Raw genomic sequence first — 19,322 nt, 5'->3', positions numbered from 1 at the left:
CCCTAATAGCCCCCTCACCAATACATAAATGCAACAGTATCAGCGAAGGGGGATCCTTTTTAGAAACGACTGGTGATATTGAAACGCACAGTCCTACCCGGTGCAGGCATCATACTGCGGGTTAATGGGTCTATATAATATTCATCAAATAAATTGGTGGCTAATAATTCAAATGCTAGGTCTTTATTAAACTGATAATTAACATAAGCATCAGCGGTAAAAACGGCATTCCAACTCATCGGGTCATTGTTTAATGGCGCATACTGGTACGGGTATTTATCCATCATTTCCGCTTCATCTTCATTTTTTGCTTTGCTGTGATAACGCAAACGACTCCCCACTTCTAAACGTTCATCTAAGAAACGCAGACCAAGGTTGGCATGGATGCTGTACTTAGGCTGCAGTTGAGTACGCAAATAGCCACCAGGGAACCCTGCTGTTGTACACTCTGAGCCACCAAATTTGTTATAGGGGTCCATTACCATCAGTGAAACTTCATCACAAACCTCATTTTTTAAGCGATAATCCACACCTAAGTCACCGAATACCCAGCCATTATCATAACGCGCCAACAGTTCCAAACCGGCCGTATTATGTTTATCAACCTGCGTAAAGACTAATCTGTCGTTCCTATCAAATGCGTTTGTGACAACCGTGTTATAGTAGTTTATGCGTAAATCAGCATGGTTTTCTGCTGCGACGAGATCTTGGAAATTACGCACATATCCCAGTTCTATCGTATGGCTGCGTTCTGGCAAATAAACTGGTGGTGTGTAATTCGGCTCTCTTCCCCCCGAAAAACCAATAGTGTCTTCAAAGATACTTGGCATCCTAACGGTTTCTAAATAACGCCCAAATATTCGATCGTTCTCTGTTAAGTAAATTGTTGCCCCTAATGCCGGAGCCCAAGCTGATTCTTCATTTCTTTTCGGCGCTTTAAATTTTTGTTTATTGGAATGCTTCACTTCATCTTGAGTGTTATTAATATCGCGGTCAACGAGATATCTTTTGGCTTTTAAACCGGTGACAGGGTCTATTTTTTCTTCTTTTAAATCAACCTCTCCATTATAAAATGGATTATTTTTTGCTGTAAATCGGTTATTTTCATCCACTTTCCATTTCACTATATGGTTAACTTCTGTGATTCTAAATTCTAATTTTTTCCCTATTAATCCAACATCACGTAACGAATTCTTTTTCATTTTTAATGCTTGCTCGATAAAAATTCTTCTCTCATAATTTTTTTCTTTTATATCATTATATGTATTCCCTTTATCATCAATATACTGTTTTATTGTTTGATATTCTTCAGCGCTTAATAAACGGGATAATAGGAAATTTCTCGCCGTTATATGGCTATAAGGTGCATAATTTATATCTTTAGCCGCAATGCGTCTCTCTTTTAATAAATCCCTTGACCAGTAGCTAATATATTGAGCCCCTGCATTCAGACTTAACCAATCAGTAGGCTGCCAATCAAAGCGAATAGTCCCATTATATTCTTGACGCTTACCTTCCCTAGGGATAGCTCGGAACATGTTACCCTTTGGGCTAGAGTCCGAATTAAAGATATCTTCACGGCTACCAATGGTTTCATCAATTAAGCTCCCCATTAACGTTACTTTAAATTCAGGTGTAATTTGAAATTTATTAGATAATGAAACACCATAGCGATCGTTTAGTTGGTTTAATTTAATCCCATCAACTAAGGTGCCATTGATAGCAGGATTTTTAGCTACATTTTTATCTCGACCAAATTCATAATTCCAATCCCTTTCCATTGGTTCCCTAGGTTGGCCACCTGCGGTATTTGAATTTAAATCCGTTTTTGTCAACCAATAGCCTAATCGAAAGTCAATCCAACCAATGGACTCAGGTTTAAACGAATAATTGGCGTAAAAAGTATTTAGTGCCAAGTTAGCTAAAGGCCATTGTGGAATTTTTCCCTCTAAATCATGATACCGAATTTGCGATGGCATGATTTCGCCATAATGACTTGATGTATGCATATAACCAAGGGATAAGTCCTGTGAATTAGGTAGCATCACGTTTAATTTAGCCAACAATGTCGACATTTCATTTGATGTATTCGCCACCTCTTTATTTGACCCATAAATCCTAGCAACGAAGGGCATATATGGGTCTATCGCTTTATTTGGGCTATTAGGGTCATAAGTAATGATGTCGTCATAAAATTTACCCGCCCCTCGGCGCCCAGCAAAATAATTACCTTGGTTGCGATAGCTGTATGCCAGCATCAAATCAAACTTTTCTTGCCGTGTCCCAATGGCAATACGCGCGGCGTTATCTTGCAGATTAAAGAAATTAGCGTTACCTTTACTGCGAGGATCAACAAGCATTTCGTGATCTTTAAAATAAATCCCACGAAACTTCTGCATGTCTAACGTATTCAATAGCCGCTTATCATCACGGTAATCTATACCGTGGCTTAATTGATTAACCCTCGGTTTTGTCGAGTTACTCGATGTTTCTAATTTAATATCAAAACCAAACTTGCTGTATTTATCCACAACGTCATCAATGCCTAGCGTTGTTATGGCAACTCCACCGCCTGTCGATGTACGCACATTGCGGTCTAACGTTGCACTTTTCATTACCTTAATGCTACTAATCATATTCGGGTCGATATAGTTACGATTATTCGCGCCATTATAACCACGCCAAACAGTGATAGCTTGCTCTGTACCATCTACAGTCACCGGGACACGCCCTTGCCCCTGTATCCCTCGTACATTGGGGTCTATTGCCCCGCTATTACGGGCGTCACCACTATATACCCCTACTGCATGATTAATGGTGTCTGCAGGGTTAGTGCCTTTATAACGATCAATTTCTTCTTTACTAATATAAATATTTGATTCGTCTTTATCATATTGGTCATCCGCCCCTTTTCTATCACGCTCTTTGATAGTTGTTGCTTTATCATTCACTACAATAGAGCCAATATTTGCACTTTGTTGTCCATAGACTAAATTTGCAATACTACCAATAGATAACCCTGTCGCGATATTAATGGCTATCACTGTTTTGATTTTCATTATCTGTTCCGGTGAAAATTAAAATTTCTTGGTGAAATTGACACCGACTTCACTTTGCTTAAAAGAATAAATAATATCTGCCGTGCTCTTATTCACTTGGCTATTAAAATAAATAGAAGGCGTAAAAGTTAATATCTTATTTTTATCAAACGTTAATTGGCTATTTAAATACCCATTATGATCTTTTCTTTTTACATTCAAAAATGCATCAAACCGTTCAAAGTTTGTTTGCTTATAACCTATTGCAATAAGTAGGTCACACAGTTCGGTTACTTTTAAAAAACCAGCTCTAACCCCATACTGTACATAGCTATCACTATCATATTGTTTTTTCCTGTTGGCTCCATAAAAACTGCCAAAAACCATTAATCGAGGGTTTATTAAATAGGTACCAGTAACTGAATAAACCCATTTATCGCCGTTATTAAAACTATACTTATAAGGGTAAGTTTTATTTTTATATTCAATATTACCTAACAAGGTTACCCGATGATTTAACGTGTATTCTGTCGCTATTTTTCCTCCTAGGCTTAAATTATAGTATTGGTTATCGTGCCATTTAGCCTCAAGGGTGGGCTGTATATGGAACGTTGTATTCGCGTTATCAAATTGATACTCCCCAGTAACATATATATTTGTTTTTCTAACCGCGACTGTTTTCATTGGCTCTACCCCAACTATACCTAATGAGAGTACCGTTGAGTGGTTTCCTACTAGAGGAAAACGCTTTGATAATTTAGTATAATAATGCCACTTTCCACCAGCGATAGACTGGTTACTACTATTCATACATTTACGACGAAAACAGTACATCTCACGGCTATTTGATGCTTCATTTAAATTAAAATCATAACTTGAACCTAGCTTAATTGTACCTTGCCAATGATTTTTATTTTCTAAATCTATTATTTTATTTTTAATAAATTCAGTTAATCGAATTGATATTCTTCCTTTATATTTTGTTTTTATATTTTGATATATTGACAATGCTGATTCATAATGTTTAACATAGATTAGTGCTTGTGCAAATTTTAACTCAACCAACAACATATTAGGCTTGTGAATCAAAATCTCATTATATAGGCTAATTGCTAAATCATACTGCTTATTTAACATTGCCTTCTCAGAATGAATGTATTTAACCAATTCTTTATCGTGGTCTTTGTGGTTAACGTAATTACCAATAATTCCATTTATTTTATCGAAATCTTTTTTCTGAATGAGATCATAAAGAATAAAACCAAGTTCGTCGATATTTTTTTCACTATATTTAACATTATTTATTTCTGATTGAAGTTTTTCGTTACTATAATCTTTTAAATTACCGATAACTCCTCCTTTTAGCTCTTGAGCTGACAATACCGAAGGGAGAGAAAAAAATAATAATAAACTCAAATATATTAAATCTGTTTTTTTATTAAAAATTAACATGATTAGTCTACCATTGTAATGACAAAAATAAAAAAGTAGACAAAATCACTTTTGCCTACTTTTTTTAGCTTATTATATGTTCAGTAATTATTCGTCTTTCTGGCCACCAAATGCCGTGTCTAACTCACGGTTATTCTCATAAGAGAGAATACCCGCCACTTGTTCTGCATTATCCCCAAAGAGTTGCCCCATACTGTTACCATGGTGTGTTTCATTGGCAATGGCAGTACCGCTAAATTTACCGTCTTCTTTAATATCCCCCGCCATGGAGTGGCTATCCGTTCCTTCTAATAAACCTGTATATGATTTATCTGTAAAATCAGCATTAAACCAACCCGTCTGTTTTACTTCACCTGCAAACTGGTTAATACCCGCTATAGTATAAGTCGCTTGGCCACTGGCTGGCACTTCTGTCGTTGCATTTTCACCGGAGAAATAAACCGTGTGCATTGCGTCATCGGCTTCCCCAGTTTGTGACCAATCACCGAAATATACCTCAGCATCTGCAACCTGACTAAATTGGAACTTACCCATTCCGCCGTGCGGGCTACCGCCACTTTCCAAAACATAAACATTGTCTGGCTTTTGCGTGACTAAGTTTTTTAAGCCTGAAAATGAAATTGTTTTCCCATCTCTCATAAAACGAGAACCGATACCCGGTGCGCCAATACTACCACCGTGTGGCCCCATGGTTGATTGGGTTTTACCAACAATAATATTTGTTAGGTCAAGATCGTATCTTAAGCTTTGCGCTGATTCCGTTTCTGCCATAACACCAACAGAGAATATAGAGAAAGATACTGCGACTGTAATTAGTGATAATTTTTTCATTTATTCACCCTCTTAAATAGAAGTTTGAATTAGGTTGATTTATTAAAGAAACACATTAAATAAAAGATTACTCTTTCCTTTAATGCTCGAGATTCAGTATATAAAAATAATTTTCATTTACAAATGTAAGAAATATAATTCAACCTTTCATTATTAAAGCATTAAAATAAAATAACTTTTTATTTTTTAATTGGTTAATTAAAAACCCTGAAATAAGTAATTTTATTTATTACTTTTTACATTAATAATTGATTTGATTTTTAAGACTAATTACAGTTTTTAATTAAAAAACAAATAAACATATTTAAAAACAAATAAGATATATGTTTTTATAAGTTTATTGAATGAATAATGGAGATAAAGATAAAGATAAATAGACTCAGGTATTTAAATTAGGTACAAGAAGCACTCTTCTTGTACCTGAATGCATTATACGTTCGCTAATAACTTTGCGATGGGTTCTGCAAGTAACCGCCCTCTCCAGCCCGCCAACAGCTCAGGAGGTGTAGCCGAAGACTTTAATCCCCAATGAATAGACAGTAATTGGTTAATTTGCCGCCTAGAGGCCAATAGCTCTGCATTAAATTTTTCGTTTTCAGCAATATCTTTAACTACTGTTTTAATTTCTTTAAATACGCTTTTGTATTGGCTCTGTTCAGTAATATTCGACACAGGAGCTGGGTATTGGCTCTCATCGAGTTGTTTAGCTTGTTCGACAATTGATAATAAGCGCTTACCATGGCAACGAATTTCTTGCCCCGTTAAACCAAGCGCATCGAGTTCACCGAGCGAACCCGGTAAATAACGGGCGACCTTCCACAGGTGCTCTTCTTTTACCACAAAATTAACCGCCATATCGCGGGCTTTTGCTTGATTTAAACGCCATTGGGCTAATAATTGCAAACAGGCGAGCTGCTCATCACGTAGCTGCCATGCATTATGAATATTCATGTAGGCTTTTTCAGGCTTTAACGCTTTTTGCCGGCGGGCCACAACACGTTGGCACTCATCTTTAGCATCTTCCAAATAGCCCGCTTCAGTCACTTTTTCCATCAGAATTTCAGCTAATGGTAGTAAATACAGCACATCAGCAGCAGCATAATCACATTGTTTTTCACTCAGTGGGCGCGCAAGCCAGTCTGTCCGTGATTCACTTTTATCTAGTTCAATGCCTAAATGCTCAGCAACCAATGACGCAAAGCCACAAGAAATTGGATAACCTAAAAATGCCGCTACAATTTGTGTATCGATCATCGGCTCAGGAACACAATCAAAATCATGCATGAACACTTCAAGGTCTTCACTCCCTGCATGTAAAAATTTAAGTTGCGCAGAGTTCGTCAGAAGTGCTTTGAACGGGCTAAAATCCGTCATTAATAATGGATCAATTAACGAAACTTGTTTTCCATCATATAGTTGTAGCAAACCTAGTTGTGGGTAATATGTTCGGGTACGAACAAACTCGGTATCCAAAGCGAGCCATGGTGCATTACTCGCCTCTTGGCATACTTGGGCTAATTCGCTATCTGTAGTTACTAAACGATAATTCAAAACAAGTTTCTCTTTTTTTATTTTCATCACAATGACGCCGGCTAAAACCGGCGTCATCTATTCATAGTTTAAGACTAAACCACAATCATACTTGTGATTTTTCTCTTTGCAATTTTTCTTCATCACGTAGGTCTTTACGCAGAATTTTACCCACATTAGATTTTGGTAATTCATCACGAAATTCAAATATCTTAGGGACTTTATACGCGGTTAATGAACGACGGCAAAAGGTTTTTAGCTCATCACCCGTTAAATTCGCATTTTTCGTTACAACGAAAACTTTAACCGCTTCGCCGGTACTTTCACTTGGTATGCCAATTGCAGCACACTCTATAACATCAGGATGTGCAGAAATAACATCCTCGATTTCATTAGGATAGACGTTAAAACCCGAAACGATAATCATATCTTTTTTACGATCAACAATGCGGATATACCCTTCGCTATCTATTTCAGCGATATCCCCCGTTGCTAACCAACCATCCACTATCGTATCAGCGGTGGAATCAGGCCGGTTCCAATAGCCTTTCATGACTTGAGGACCTTTTACCCACATTTCACCTGGCTCACCAATAGCAACTTCATTGCCTTCATCATCAAGAAATTTAACATCTGTTGACGGAACAGGTAAACCAATACTTCCACTATAACTGGTTAAATTATAAGGATTACCGGTTACTAGTGGGGCACATTCTGTTAAACCATATCCTTCGAGTAAATGTTTTCCTGTGAGCTTTTGCCATTTTTCTGCAACTGCTTTTTGAACAGGCATGCCACCGCCAACTGAAAGGCGTAAACGTGAAAAATCCAGTTTTTTAAACTCTTCATTGTGCAGCCATGCATTAAATAAGGTATTAACCCCCGTAATTGATGTAATGGGATAACGTCCTAATTGTTTTACGGTATCGGGCACATCTCTAGGGTTGGTAATCAATAAGTTAACGCCCCCTACAGTGATAAACAGTAAGCAGTTTACTGTCAATGCAAAAACGTGATACAGCGGTAACGCAGTGACAACAAATTCAGCGCCAAATTTCAATACAGGCCCGTAAGCTGCCCTTGCCTGCTCAATGTTTGCTAGCATGTTGCGATGAGTTAACATCGCTCCTTTAGCAACCCCCGTCGTTCCACCCGTATATTGCAAAAAGGCCAAGTCATCGCCAGTAATATTAGGTTTAATATATTGCATACGATAGCCATAATGCATGGCACGGCGAAAGGAGATCGCATCGGGTAAATTATATTTAGGGACTAAGCGTTTTACATATTTGACAACAAAATCAACAATTGTAGCTTTAGGGCGTGAAAGCTGGTCACCCATCCGAGTTAAAATGACGTGTTTCACTTTGGTATTGAAAACAATTTTTTCCAATGTATGCGCAAAATTCGACACAATGACAATTGCTGTTGCACCGCTATCATTTAATTGATGCTCTAATTCTCTTGGGGTATAAAGTGGGTTAACGTTTACGACAACCATACCTGCACGTAATATCCCAAACAAGGCTATCGGATATTGTAATAGGTTTGGCATCATTAACGCGACACGATCCCCTTTTTTAAGGCCAAGTCCATTTTGTAAGTAGGCAGCAAAAGCGCGGCTTCTCTCTTCAAGTTTCCGATAAGTCATCACCGCGCCCATGTTAATGAATGCAGGTTGGTCGGCAAATTGAGAGACCGCATTTTCAAGTAACTCTGCTAGAGAAGCGAAGCTATCAGGATTGATTTCTTCCGGCACATCAGCAGGGTAATTTTTTAGCCAGATTTTTTCCAAAATGTTACTCCTGAATTTAGTGAAGTTATTATACTCAACATCTCTTTTAACAAATTATTAACTCAGCGTACCAGTTTGAAAAACAGACAATGTCAAGGTTGAGAGGTCTATCACTAAATAAATTTTGTTCCTTCAAGAAAAAACTAGGCGGACTAAGCCGCCTAGTTTGTCTTAAATTAGTTAAACAGATGTAAATCTGTACAAGATTGCGCAATTATACATGATGTTACGTGATTTTTGGAGTGGTTATCTAGCCACTTAAGAAGGGATTTAGCCTATTACGTTAACCGAAGTCACTTTTATTGGAATTATATTTCAATTAATGTTTTTATTGCGTACTTTTATCTATTAACGCTTATTGGATATTCTTTTTTGTGCTAGCAAAAAGGCCCTGCTATAAGCAGGGCCTTTAAACAGATACGGGAGTGTTATTCTGTTAAATAAGTTTGTACGGGTACTGGTCCCCCAGGGTAACCGTATCCATAACCATAACCCCATGGGTGATTATAAAAATATGGGTCTCCGTAATAACCATAACCCCACGGGCCAGATGGTGGGATCATAACACTTTGAGCAACATTCCAGCGTTGGAAACCAGTAACATCTAACGTGACGTACTTATAAGGAACTTGCCCTACTTTCCCTTGCTGCTCACCCGTGATTTTCCCCACTACAGTGATATAACGATTAGTAAAATCACTTGGTTCACGGAAGCCATTTAGATAAGCATAAATACGCCCAATAGAAGGCGCATTAAGTTCTGGCGCTGCATCATATTTATTTAATGCCATCACCGCAATTTCTAAACGTGTTCTTGCAGCTTCATTTTCAACGGCAAGGACTTTTCCACCAAAACGCGCCTCCTGACCAATATACATTTCAGGGGCATTTTGTACAGATGTTAAGTTATCTGTTGGGTTTTGAACCGAACCTTGAATTGAAGCTGGTATAGAAACACACCCTGTTAGTGCTAATACGCTTGCAACAAAAAGGCCTTTAAGTGCATTACGGCAGTTTAATTCAATATTCATAGACCACCTCCGATTAGCTATATTATAAATTCAGGTAATACAGTTTTAAATAGCATTTAGCAAACAAAAACACGATATGTTAAAAGTCGCCATAATAGTTCTATTACTGCCTAATAATACCCTAAATTATTAAATGATTCGATTTGTATTTTTTATAATCAATATTTGATTGGTTTTATGTTTAATATAAATAAATATCCTCCGGCATAGCCGGAGGTTTTTAATATGCGCCTATAAGGCTTTGTTACCAGCCGCGCCCTAACAGGCGCATAACGGCTCTGACATTTGCATCTATGGATTACTTACGGCCCGTAAACGGGCTGCCCGGATAGGGGAGCGACAATTGCTCTCCCAATTTATCCTGTTCTAACTGATGTTTTATATATTCTTGTATTCGTTTCGTATTCTTTCCTACCGTATCAACATAGTACCCTCTGCACCAAAACTCTCTATTTCGATATTTAAACTTTAAATCCCCAAATTGCTCATAAAGCATTAGACTGCTTTTTCCTTTTAAATACCCCATAAAGCTCGAAACACTCATCTTGGGTGGGATTTCTAGAAGCATGTGTATGTGGTCAACACAACATTCTGCCTCCACTATCCTGACATTTTTCCACTCACACAATTTCCTTAAAATACTACCTATCGCCCTACGTTTTTCACCGTAGAAAACTTGCCTTCTATACTTTGGGGCAAAAACAATGTGATATTTACAATTCCATCGTGTATGCGCTAAGCTCTTTTCGTCCCCCATTGGGACCCCCTTTTGATTTTTTGTTTGACTCTTGCAGTTGCCAGACCGCAAGGTGTTTTAACAAATCAAAAGGGGTTTTAATATCTTATTCAAAGCTGAAAGCTTTACGGAACCCCCAGCCTAGCTGGGGGTTTTCTATACACAAAAAATTGGCTATATCACGAGATATAGCCAATTCGATATCAATTAACTTCCTGTATCTTATTCACGACCAGGCAATTTTTTCCATGTAACTTCATTACGTAAGTAAGTCGGTTCGACATTTTCAACGGCAACCACTTTTCCCTGTTGCCATAATTGAGCTGCAATGGGTAACATATCTTGCGCATCAGGCAGCGTTATATGGCTGTTAGCTAATGTAGCTGATGCATTCAATAATGAAGGATAAGCTTCCCACCCTGTGCCTGCATAACCCCAACGCCCTGAAAGTTTAGCAAATTTACTTTCAAAATCATCGGGAAGTAAAACGGCTTCAGTGTCTTCACCTAACCATTGACCTTCAGCTGTTCGCTGATATTGGGCACAATAGATTTCTGACATCCGTGCATCTATAGCCACTAATACCTGTTCATGGCCCTCAATACGAAAGGCGCCTTCTGCAAGTGTCATTAAAGAGGAAATGCCGATCATAGGCAAATTAGCCCCTAATGCTAGCCCTTGTGCGATCCCAACACCAATACGAACACCCGTGAAACTGCCAGGACCACGCCCAAAAGCCAATGCATCTAACTGGCTCAACCCCATTCCTGCTTCTGCAAGAACGTCCTCAACCATTGGTAAAATTTTTTGCGTGTGCTCGCGAGGAGAAATAGCAAAACGCGAAATAATGTCACCATCACACCAAAGCGCGACTGAACAGGCTTCTGTTGCTGTATCAACAGCAAGAATACGACTCGACATGCCTAAACTCCGGCAAATTAATAGTTTTTGATTAAAAGATGCCGTTTATATTAGCACAAACGGCTGTAGGAATAGCAGAAAAACAAGATAGGATTTAGCTTGCTCTATCTGCTTCTTGCCTTTTTTCTTCAAGAAATGCAATTGCTTTTTGTATACTTCTTGTCCGTGGTGATGGCGGAAGGCTACGTAAAAAAACCTCACCATAAGGGCGAGTCACTAAACGGTTATCACAAATGACGATGACACCATAGTCACTGGTATCACGAATTAACCGGCCCACACCTTGTTTTAAAGTAATAACGGCATCGGGTAATTGAACATCCGAGAATGGATCTCCCCCCCGTAATTCACAATCTTCGATGCGGGCTCTTAATAACGGGTCATCCGGTGCCGTAAATGGGAGTTTATCAATAATGACACAAGTGAGTTCATCCCCTCGCACATCAACCCCTTCCCAGAAACTACTCGTCGCGACTAACACGGCATTCCCCGCTGAAATGAACTGAGACAATAGTTTATTTTTACTACTTTCCCCCTGCATTAAGACCGGCAATGTCAATGAAGATTTAAATTCTTCCGCCAATTCGCGCATCATCAGATGTGAGGTACATAAAAAGAAGCAGCGCCCCTGATTTTTTTCAATCATAGGTCGTAGCATTGTTGCCAATTTTTGTGCTAAACCTCGTTGATTGGGTTCTGGTAAAAAGCGAGGAACGCATAATAAAGTTTGGCTTTGATAATCAAATGGACTGGCTAATAATAACGTTTTTGCAGTAACTAAACCTAAACGGTCAGTGAAGTGACTTAGTTTCTCATTTACTGACAACGTCGCTGATGTAAATACCCAACTGGCCGGCGTACTTGCAATCATTTCACTGAATTTATCTGCAACCGTTAAGGGTGTTAGTGCCAATAAAAAATGGCGACCATAACTTTCAAACCAATAGCTGTAACCCGCAATTGTCACATCTTTTAAACGGTTTAAACGATTTCGGTATATTGTGACGCGCTCAAAAATAGAGTCTAAGCTCTGTGAGCGGCCTAAAGTGGTTTTAATCACTTCGTAACAAAGTTCAAGGGAATCATCAAGGAGCGTCAACGCCCTTTGTACTTCAGGACGTTTCAGTAAATCACGTAAATTGCCACGAAAACTGTTTTCACCCAAATTGAGCCGAAAGTCTAACGTGCTTTGCGTGAGTCTATCTGCACTTTTTTGTAGCTGCACTTGGTCTTTTAGCTCTGTTCGATAGGTCATAATCATATCGCGCGCCAGATCCAGCAATTGGCGACTACTAAGTTGCTGGCCAAAATATTGGCTGGCTATATCAGGAATTTGGTGCGCTTCATCAAAAATCATGACTTCTGCTTGGGGGATTAGCTCACCAAAACCTGTGTCTTTCACCACTCTATCAGCCATAAATAAGTGGTGATTCACAACAACAATATCGGCTTCTAATGCTTTGCGTCGTGCTTTTAAAACAAAACAGTCTTGATAACGCGGGCAATCACTACCAAGGCAATTATCATTAGTGCTGGTTACCAATGGCCAAACTGGGCTATCTTCAGCGATATCATGGCAAGTACTTGTATCTCCTAGCTCAGATTCGATGGACCAACTGCGTAGCCTCACAACCGCTGACAATATCTCAGGCTCAAGACTACCACCCCCGAGGGATTGTTGGTCTAATCGCTCTAGACATAAATAATTCGAACGCCCTTTTAACAAGGCTGTGCGCCCAGTGTAATTCATGGCCTCAATAATTGTTGGTAAGTCCCGGTGATACAGTTGATCTTGTAAGGCCTTTGAGCCCGTTGAAACAATAACTTTTTTTCCGCTACGCAATGCAGGAACTAAATACGCATAAGTTTTTCCTGTTCCAGTACCAGCTTCCGCCACTAGCACATGCTGCTGCTCAATCGACTCGGTTACTGCGTTTGACATAGTAACTTGTGCTTCTCGAGGCTGAAAACCGGGAATTGTTCTGGCTAAAAAGCCATCCGCAGAAAAATCGTCGTGCACTACAAGACCTATTTATGAGTAATAATGAGGGCTCACACTTTACCATGAGTTTATTAACCCTGCTGAGGTAATTATTGTTTCGTTGAACAACTGATTTTCATCCTACCTACAAACTGTTATTCTTGAGCTACATGTATAATAAGGAATAATTATGACTATCAAACGCATTGACCCAGATAATCGTTGGTCGGAAGCTGTTATTCACAATGATGTAATTTACTACACCAGTGTTCCTGAAAACCTTGATGCTGACATTGTTGCCCAAACAGCAAACACGCTTGCAGCGATTGATGTCATGCTTGAGCGTGTTGGCTCAGACAAAAGTAAAATCCTTGATGCGACTATTTTTCTCGCTGATAAAGCCGATTTTGCAGGTATGAACCAAGCATGGGATGCATGGGTTGTTGCTGGAAGTGCGCCTGTCCGTTGTACTGTCCAAGCATTACTAATGAAGCCTGAATATAAAGTCGAAATTAAGATTGTTGCTGCAATTGATTGATTAGGCAAATTTTAACTTAATTAAAATGGGCGCCAGTTATGAGCGCCCATTTTATTTTGAATAGCTATAATTTGAGAATATAACTAATTACATAAGTATGCGACTAGAGTTAACGAATGCAGCCAACAACGCGACAGTGCAAAATAGGCTTCCCATTCATGCTCTAAATAGTTTGCAGTGTCGCTAGGCGGCAAGTGAGTTAATCCCTTGGAGCATACATAAGTATGTGACTAGGGTTAACGAATGCAGCCAACAACGCGACAATGCAAAATATGACGAGCATTACGACATCTTGATGAGAACCATACCTAGTAGCAATAACACAATTCCCCCCCAGCCTTTATAATTTAGCCGTTGATTGAAAAGTATCCAACCTGCTGCTACTGTCGCGATAATCCCGAATGCCCCCCATAATGCATAGGCAATTGAAAGCTCGATGCCTTTTACTGCTTGCGCTAATGCACTGAAGGCTCCGAGTACCGCAATGAGAGAAAGAATGCCTATCCAGTACCGTTTAAATCCATTCGACATTTTTAACAAAATGTTGGCGGCGATTTCTAATATGACTGCTAGGATCAAAAACGCAGCATGCCACCATTCAAAATGACTGGCCATATTACGCCTCCGACTTAGCTTCGCGCCCAACTAAAGCATTTGTTTTGGCTGCATTGACCGCGTTTTGTGTAACTTGTTTTACTTTCTGTGCAGATTGGCGAACAGTGGCTTTTTTGGTGCCTGATTTAATCAGCCCAATACCGGTGATCAGTAATACTAACCCACCGATTTTCATTGGCGATAGCGTTTCTCCAAACCACATGACACTAAATGTTGTGATAAAAAGGATACCGATACCTTCCCATAGTGCATAGGCGACACCTAGTGCCACTTTTTTAACTGCGACAGCAAGTAAAATGTACGATGTTGCTATCATGACATACATCACCACCATACCGGTGAAATCACCACTTACACTCGCATGTTTCATTGATAGGGTACCGATAACTTCAGTTATGATAGCTAATACTAAAAATATCCAGTAAATCATTATAATATCTCTCTATATACAGCCACGTAATAGACTATTTTTTGTACAAGTTAATAATACAAATAACTATTGCGCGGTTGTTGAAAATTCAAATAAATAACAACGTGTTGCTGAGTTTATTCAGCGAAATGAATAATCGAGAGAGACGCTATAATGCACCACACCAGTAGTGTTCACTGGAAAGGATAGCTGAAAGGAAAAGCCTGTGTGTCGTTCTTTTTTGGGACTTGCTGATCTTGCCGCTAGTTGAGCTAAGCATGATATCTTATTCTTTTCATCAGGTAGACATCTACCCAATTTACTCCGAACCCTCATGTTGATAGTTAATTTCAGCTTATTTTTAGCATGCCAATTTTATTAAGTCAATGAATATAAACATTTTTTATATTGAATAGAAATATGCATAACTATTCATTAATATGCTAATTAACCCTTGATATGTCGGATACTACACGAATAAACAAGCGACAATGATAAATTTTCCAGTGGAATTACTTTTTAAAAAAAATGCTTTTTCCCACTTTTTATACTCTCATCACGCCTTAAATAATCTATTCGATTTTTAGCATTGACAACCTGATTGAACAAGCTTCTTATAGTAGCTATATGATTGTAATATGCCGAAGAGAGAGCCATGAACGCCTTTAGCCTTACCTCTAATAGTTTCCAAAATTCTGCTGATGCAACACCATTACCTTATGATGTTGTTTCAATTCAGTCACAAGTTATTTATGGCAGTGTTGGAAATAGCATTGCCGTTCCAGCCCTGACAAAACAAGGTTTACGTGTTGCGGCAGTACCGACTGTAGTACTCAGTAATACGCCTCATTATACAACTTGCTATGGTGGTGAGTTACCTGGTGAGTGGTTTCGTGGTTATTTAAACGGTTTTGTTGAGCGTGGTAGCTTAAATTCAGTGAGAGCTATTTTGACAGGCTATCTAGGCTCCCCAGAAAAAGCCCAAGACTTAGCTAACTGGCTAACCTTAGTCCGTAAAGAACGAACAGCGCTACCGGTTATTGTCGACCCAGTCATGGGTGATGAAGATAGTGGTTTTTATATTCCACCCGAAATTGCCGAGGTATACCGCGATAAAGTCATACCTTTAGCTACAGGAATTATTCCAAACAAATTCGAACTCATGACCTTAAGTGGTAAACAAGTCAATAACTTGGATGATGCGACAGCCGCAGCCCGTAGCTTATTAAAGGGAAATACACAGTGGGTAATCATCACAAGTGCTTTCCAGCCTGATGACGATAATATTGAAGTGGTTTGTGTTACCAAAGATAACGTAGCCGTGATCCGTCATAAACGTTACCCTGTCACACCAAAAGGAACGGGGGATTTATTTGGTGCAGAACTCACCGCCCAGTTATTAGCAGGGCTATCCGTTCCTGATGCCGCTAAAATGGCATGTTTACGCATCGAACAAGCGATTATTCATATGGCAGCGACAGGACGTAGTGAACTAATCCTTTAGTTCCCTATGTAATAAAGATAAAAATATCGTAAACATAGAAAAATGGCGGGTCATCCCGCCATTTAAATCAATACGCTAACTAACATTTCATGTGTTGATAATATTATTCAAACTCATTCCATGAACGGCCATCACGTGCGATCATTGCTACAGATGCAATCGGCCCCCAAGTTCCTGCTTGATATGGCTTAGGCGCTTCATTGTCCATTGCCCATGCATCGATAATAGAATCAACAAATTTCCATGCTTCTTCTACTTCATCACGGCGAACAAACAATGCTTGAATGCCACGCATGGCTTCAAGTAATAAACGCTCATAAGCATCTGCAAGATGAGTCTGGTTGAAAGTTTCAGAGAAACTTAAATCCAGTTTAGTGGTTTGTAAACGGTGTTTATGATCAAGGCCTGGTGCCTTATTCATAATTTCAATATCAATCCCTTCATCAGGCTGCAAACGAATAGTTAATTTATTCTGAGGCAGGTCTTGATAACTTTCAGAGAAAATATTCAGCGCGGGTTTTTTAAAATAAACCACAACTTCTGAACATTTAGCAGGTAGGCGTTTCCCCGTACGCAAATAGAAAGGTACACCTGCCCAACGCCAATCATCAATATCAACACGTAAAGCAACGAATGACTCGGTCATACTTTGCTTATTCGCACCCTCTTCTTCTAAATATCCAGGAACTTTTTTGCCTTGAACAAAACCAGAGGTATATTGCCCACGTACAGCCTTTTCACGCACATTGGTATGATCAATACGACGTAAAGAACGCAAGACTTTCACTTTTTCATCACGAATACGGTCAGTGGTTAAGTCTGCCGGTGGCGACATGGCAATCATCGTTAAGATTTGCAATAAGTGGTTTTGTACCATATCACGCATTTGGCCAGCTTGGTCGAAATACCCCCAGCGACCTTCGATTCCCACTTCTTCTGCAACCGTGATTTGGACATGATCGATAGTGCGGTTATCCCAGTTATTGATAAATAACGAGTTTGCAAAACGCAATGCGAGTAAGTTTAAAACGGTTTCTTTACCAAGATAGTGGTCAATGCGATAGACTTGGCTTTCATCAAAATACTTAGCCACTTCATTATTTATTTCTTGTGACGATGCTAAATCCGTTCCCAGTGGTTTTTCCATGACAACACGATTTGGCTTTTTATTTAATTTAGCATGGCCCAAGCCCTGACACATTGCACCAAAAGTACTCGGTGGCATTGCAAAGTAATGGATGGCAGGTTGTGCATCTTGTTTTAACATTTCAGCTAAGCGCACAAAACTTTCAGTCTGATTAACGTCTAAGTTACAAAAATCCAAGCGCGCGCTCAGTTTTTCCCATAAGGCTGAATCGAGATCTTCTTTTAAGAACTTCTCTAACGCTTCTTTGACAAAGTGAACATAATCATCTTGACTCCATTCAGCACGGCCGACGCCAATAATGCGCGTATCAGGATGAATGTAACCTGCTTTCTCTAATTGATAAAGCGATGGCAGCAGCTTACGACGAGCGAGGTCTCCCTTGGTGCCAAAAATAATTAAGTCACAAGCTTGAGCAGCATTATGTACCGCCATATTGGTTCTCCTCAATTTGCGGAATGTAAGACCTAACTAGGATAGGCCTTATTGTAATTTTGTTAAAATTAGCCCTAATTCCGCTAATGTACCCTGTTGCTAGTGCCCAGTAAATGTTCATGATACCGATCACAGTTTTTATGATGAAAAAAACAACATATTGCCTGTTCAATCTTATGTTACACACTGAATAATTTTTAGTGTATTAAAAAGATGCGATTTAACTGAATGGAGACAGCTTTCGTAAAAAAATAACAAAATAAGTAGGTTGTTTACTAATCTGAAAATTAGATACGGGTCAAAGTTTCACAAAAAGCTGCTATTTATCACCTGTATTCAGATAGCTTACCTATCATACATAGTATATTTTCACTCTTTATTACAGCATCACAGTAAGAAATTTAAAATCAACAATAGGATAACGTGATGACTCAAAAATTTCTCCTTTCGATGAAATAGGCGCTTTTGCTATATGAATATTTTAGAACAAATGAAGACTAGTCTCGATTTTTTAAGTAAATCAGAAAAAAAGGTGGCTGAAGTCATTCTAAGTATGCCACAAAATGCCATTCATCTTAGCATCGCCACACTAGCGCAATTGGCCGATGTTAGTGAACCAACAGTAAACCGATTTTGTCGAAAAATGGACACGAAAGGATTCCCTGATTTCAAATTACGATTAGCACAAAATTTAGCCAATGGTACTCCTTACATAAACCGCCATATAGAAGAAACGGATACAGTAAATACCTATACCTACAAGATTTTTGAATCTGCTATGGCTGGGTTAGATAATGTAAAACACACACTAGACATCGGGGTAATTAACCGTGCTGTCGATTTATTAACTCAAGCTCGAAAAATCAGTTTTTTTGGCTTTGGTGCTTCAGCCGCTGTGGCTCATGACGCAATGAATAAATTTTTTCGCTTTAATATTCCTGTCATATACTTCGATGATATTGTCATGCAACGTATGAGCTGTATCAATAGTACTGAAGGAGACGTTATTGTGCTCATTTCCCATACGGGAAGAACCAAAGCATTAGTTGACATGGCACGTTTAGCTCGAGAAAACGACGCTACAGTCATCGCAATTACCTCAGAAAGCTCACCACTCTCTCTAGCCGCTTCCTTATCTATTATTATTGATGTTCCTGAAGATACGGATATCTATATGCCAATGGTATCAAGAATGGCTCAGCTCGCTGTAATTGATGTATTAACTACGGGCTTTACGTTAAGAAGAGGTGAAAAATTTAGAGATAACTTGAAGCGCGTCAAAGAAGCATTACGTGATTCGCGGTTTGATAGCATCTAAAGGCAATAAATTGACAGTATAAATGCTTTTCTTTGCTTTCGGGC

At 39.0% G+C, this 19,322-nt stretch carries 15 protein-coding genes; 3 read left to right on the top strand and 12 right to left on the bottom strand.

Annotated features, from left to right (window positions below):
* Positions 1–59: 59 nt before the first annotated feature.
* From CYG50_RS07855 to yoaA, 9 genes are all read right to left on the bottom strand, one after another.
* Positions 60–3,059, bottom strand: coding sequence for a TonB-dependent receptor domain-containing protein (locus CYG50_RS07855; protein WP_102140661.1), 3,000 nt, complete (start codon positions 3,057–3,059; stop codon positions 60–62).
* 18 nt (positions 3,060–3,077) lie between these two features.
* Complete coding sequence (locus tag CYG50_RS07850; RefSeq protein WP_102140662.1) at positions 3,078–4,490, bottom strand: surface lipoprotein assembly modifier; 1,413 nt, start codon at positions 4,488–4,490, stop codon at positions 3,078–3,080.
* Between the two features lie 87 nt (positions 4,491–4,577).
* Complete coding sequence (locus CYG50_RS07845; protein WP_102140663.1) at positions 4,578–5,321, bottom strand: Slam-dependent surface lipoprotein; 744 nt, start codon at positions 5,319–5,321, stop codon at positions 4,578–4,580.
* Positions 5,322–5,750: 429 nt separating this feature from the next.
* Positions 5,751–6,872 carry a ribonuclease D gene (gene rnd / locus CYG50_RS07840; protein ID WP_102140666.1) on the bottom strand — a complete coding sequence of 374 codons (1,122 nt, stop codon included), beginning with the start codon at positions 6,870–6,872 and terminating at the stop codon, positions 5,751–5,753.
* 85 nt (positions 6,873–6,957) lie between these two features.
* On the bottom strand, positions 6,958–8,646 hold the full coding sequence (gene fadD / locus CYG50_RS07835) for a long-chain-fatty-acid--CoA ligase FadD (protein WP_102140664.1): 1,689 nt from the start codon (positions 8,644–8,646) through the stop codon (positions 6,958–6,960).
* A gap of 428 nt (positions 8,647–9,074) precedes the next feature.
* A complete protein-coding gene (locus tag CYG50_RS07830; RefSeq protein ID WP_102140665.1) occupies positions 9,075–9,677 on the bottom strand; it encodes a Slp family lipoprotein in 603 nt (200 codons plus the stop codon).
* A gap of 298 nt (positions 9,678–9,975) precedes the next feature.
* On the bottom strand, positions 9,976–10,434 hold the full coding sequence (gene tnpA, locus CYG50_RS07820) for an IS200/IS605 family transposase (protein WP_114365413.1): 459 nt from the start codon (positions 10,432–10,434) through the stop codon (positions 9,976–9,978).
* A gap of 201 nt (positions 10,435–10,635) precedes the next feature.
* Positions 10,636–11,334 (bottom strand): tRNA (adenosine(37)-N6)-threonylcarbamoyltransferase complex dimerization subunit type 1 TsaB, encoded by a 699-nt coding sequence (gene tsaB / locus CYG50_RS07815; RefSeq protein ID WP_102140286.1) that lies wholly within the window; start codon positions 11,332–11,334, stop codon positions 10,636–10,638.
* A 94-nt stretch (positions 11,335–11,428) separates the two neighbouring features.
* On the bottom strand, positions 11,429–13,354 hold the full coding sequence (gene yoaA, locus CYG50_RS07810; protein ID WP_102140285.1) for a DNA repair helicase YoaA: 1,926 nt from the start codon (positions 13,352–13,354) through the stop codon (positions 11,429–11,431).
* Between the two features lie 151 nt (positions 13,355–13,505).
* On the opposite strand from yoaA, the gene CYG50_RS07805 reads away from it, so the two are divergent.
* Positions 13,506–13,853 carry a RidA family protein gene (locus CYG50_RS07805; protein ID WP_102140284.1) on the top strand — a complete coding sequence of 116 codons (348 nt, stop codon included), beginning with the start codon at positions 13,506–13,508 and terminating at the stop codon, positions 13,851–13,853.
* A gap of 282 nt (positions 13,854–14,135) precedes the next feature.
* Here the strand turns inward: CYG50_RS07805 and mdtI are convergent, their stop codons facing one another.
* Positions 14,136–14,468: a multidrug/spermidine efflux SMR transporter subunit MdtI gene (gene mdtI, locus CYG50_RS07800; protein ID WP_004254980.1), complete on the bottom strand. Its 333-nt coding sequence runs from the start codon at positions 14,466–14,468 to the stop codon at positions 14,136–14,138.
* Between the two features lies 1 nt (position 14,469).
* A complete protein-coding gene (mdtJ, locus tag CYG50_RS07795; protein WP_042843885.1) occupies positions 14,470–14,898 on the bottom strand; it encodes a multidrug/spermidine efflux SMR transporter subunit MdtJ in 429 nt (142 codons plus the stop codon).
* A 634-nt stretch (positions 14,899–15,532) separates the two neighbouring features.
* Between mdtJ and pdxK the strand changes: the two genes are divergently transcribed.
* The gene (pdxK, locus tag CYG50_RS07790) at positions 15,533–16,381 is read left to right on the top strand and encodes a pyridoxine/pyridoxal/pyridoxamine kinase (protein ID WP_102140283.1); all 849 of its coding nucleotides are present in this window, start codon (positions 15,533–15,535) and stop codon (positions 16,379–16,381) included.
* Between the two features lie 103 nt (positions 16,382–16,484).
* On the opposite strand, the gene zwf is transcribed toward pdxK, so the two are convergent.
* Entirely contained in the window at positions 16,485–17,960 is a 1,476-nt protein-coding gene (gene zwf, locus CYG50_RS07785) for a glucose-6-phosphate dehydrogenase (RefSeq protein WP_102140282.1), read from the bottom strand.
* 472 nt (positions 17,961–18,432) lie between these two features.
* On the opposite strand from zwf, the gene CYG50_RS07780 reads away from it, so the two are divergent.
* Entirely contained in the window at positions 18,433–19,278 is an 846-nt protein-coding gene (locus CYG50_RS07780; protein ID WP_102140281.1) for a MurR/RpiR family transcriptional regulator, read from the top strand.
* The last annotated feature ends 44 nt before the right edge of the window (positions 19,279–19,322 follow it).

The sequence above is a fragment of the Providencia huaxiensis genome (assembly GCF_002843235.3).
Lineage (GTDB): Bacteria > Pseudomonadota > Gammaproteobacteria > Enterobacterales > Enterobacteriaceae > Providencia > Providencia huaxiensis.
Note: the sequence above shows the minus strand (reverse complement) of the source record. Positions and strands in the feature narration are given on the sequence as shown.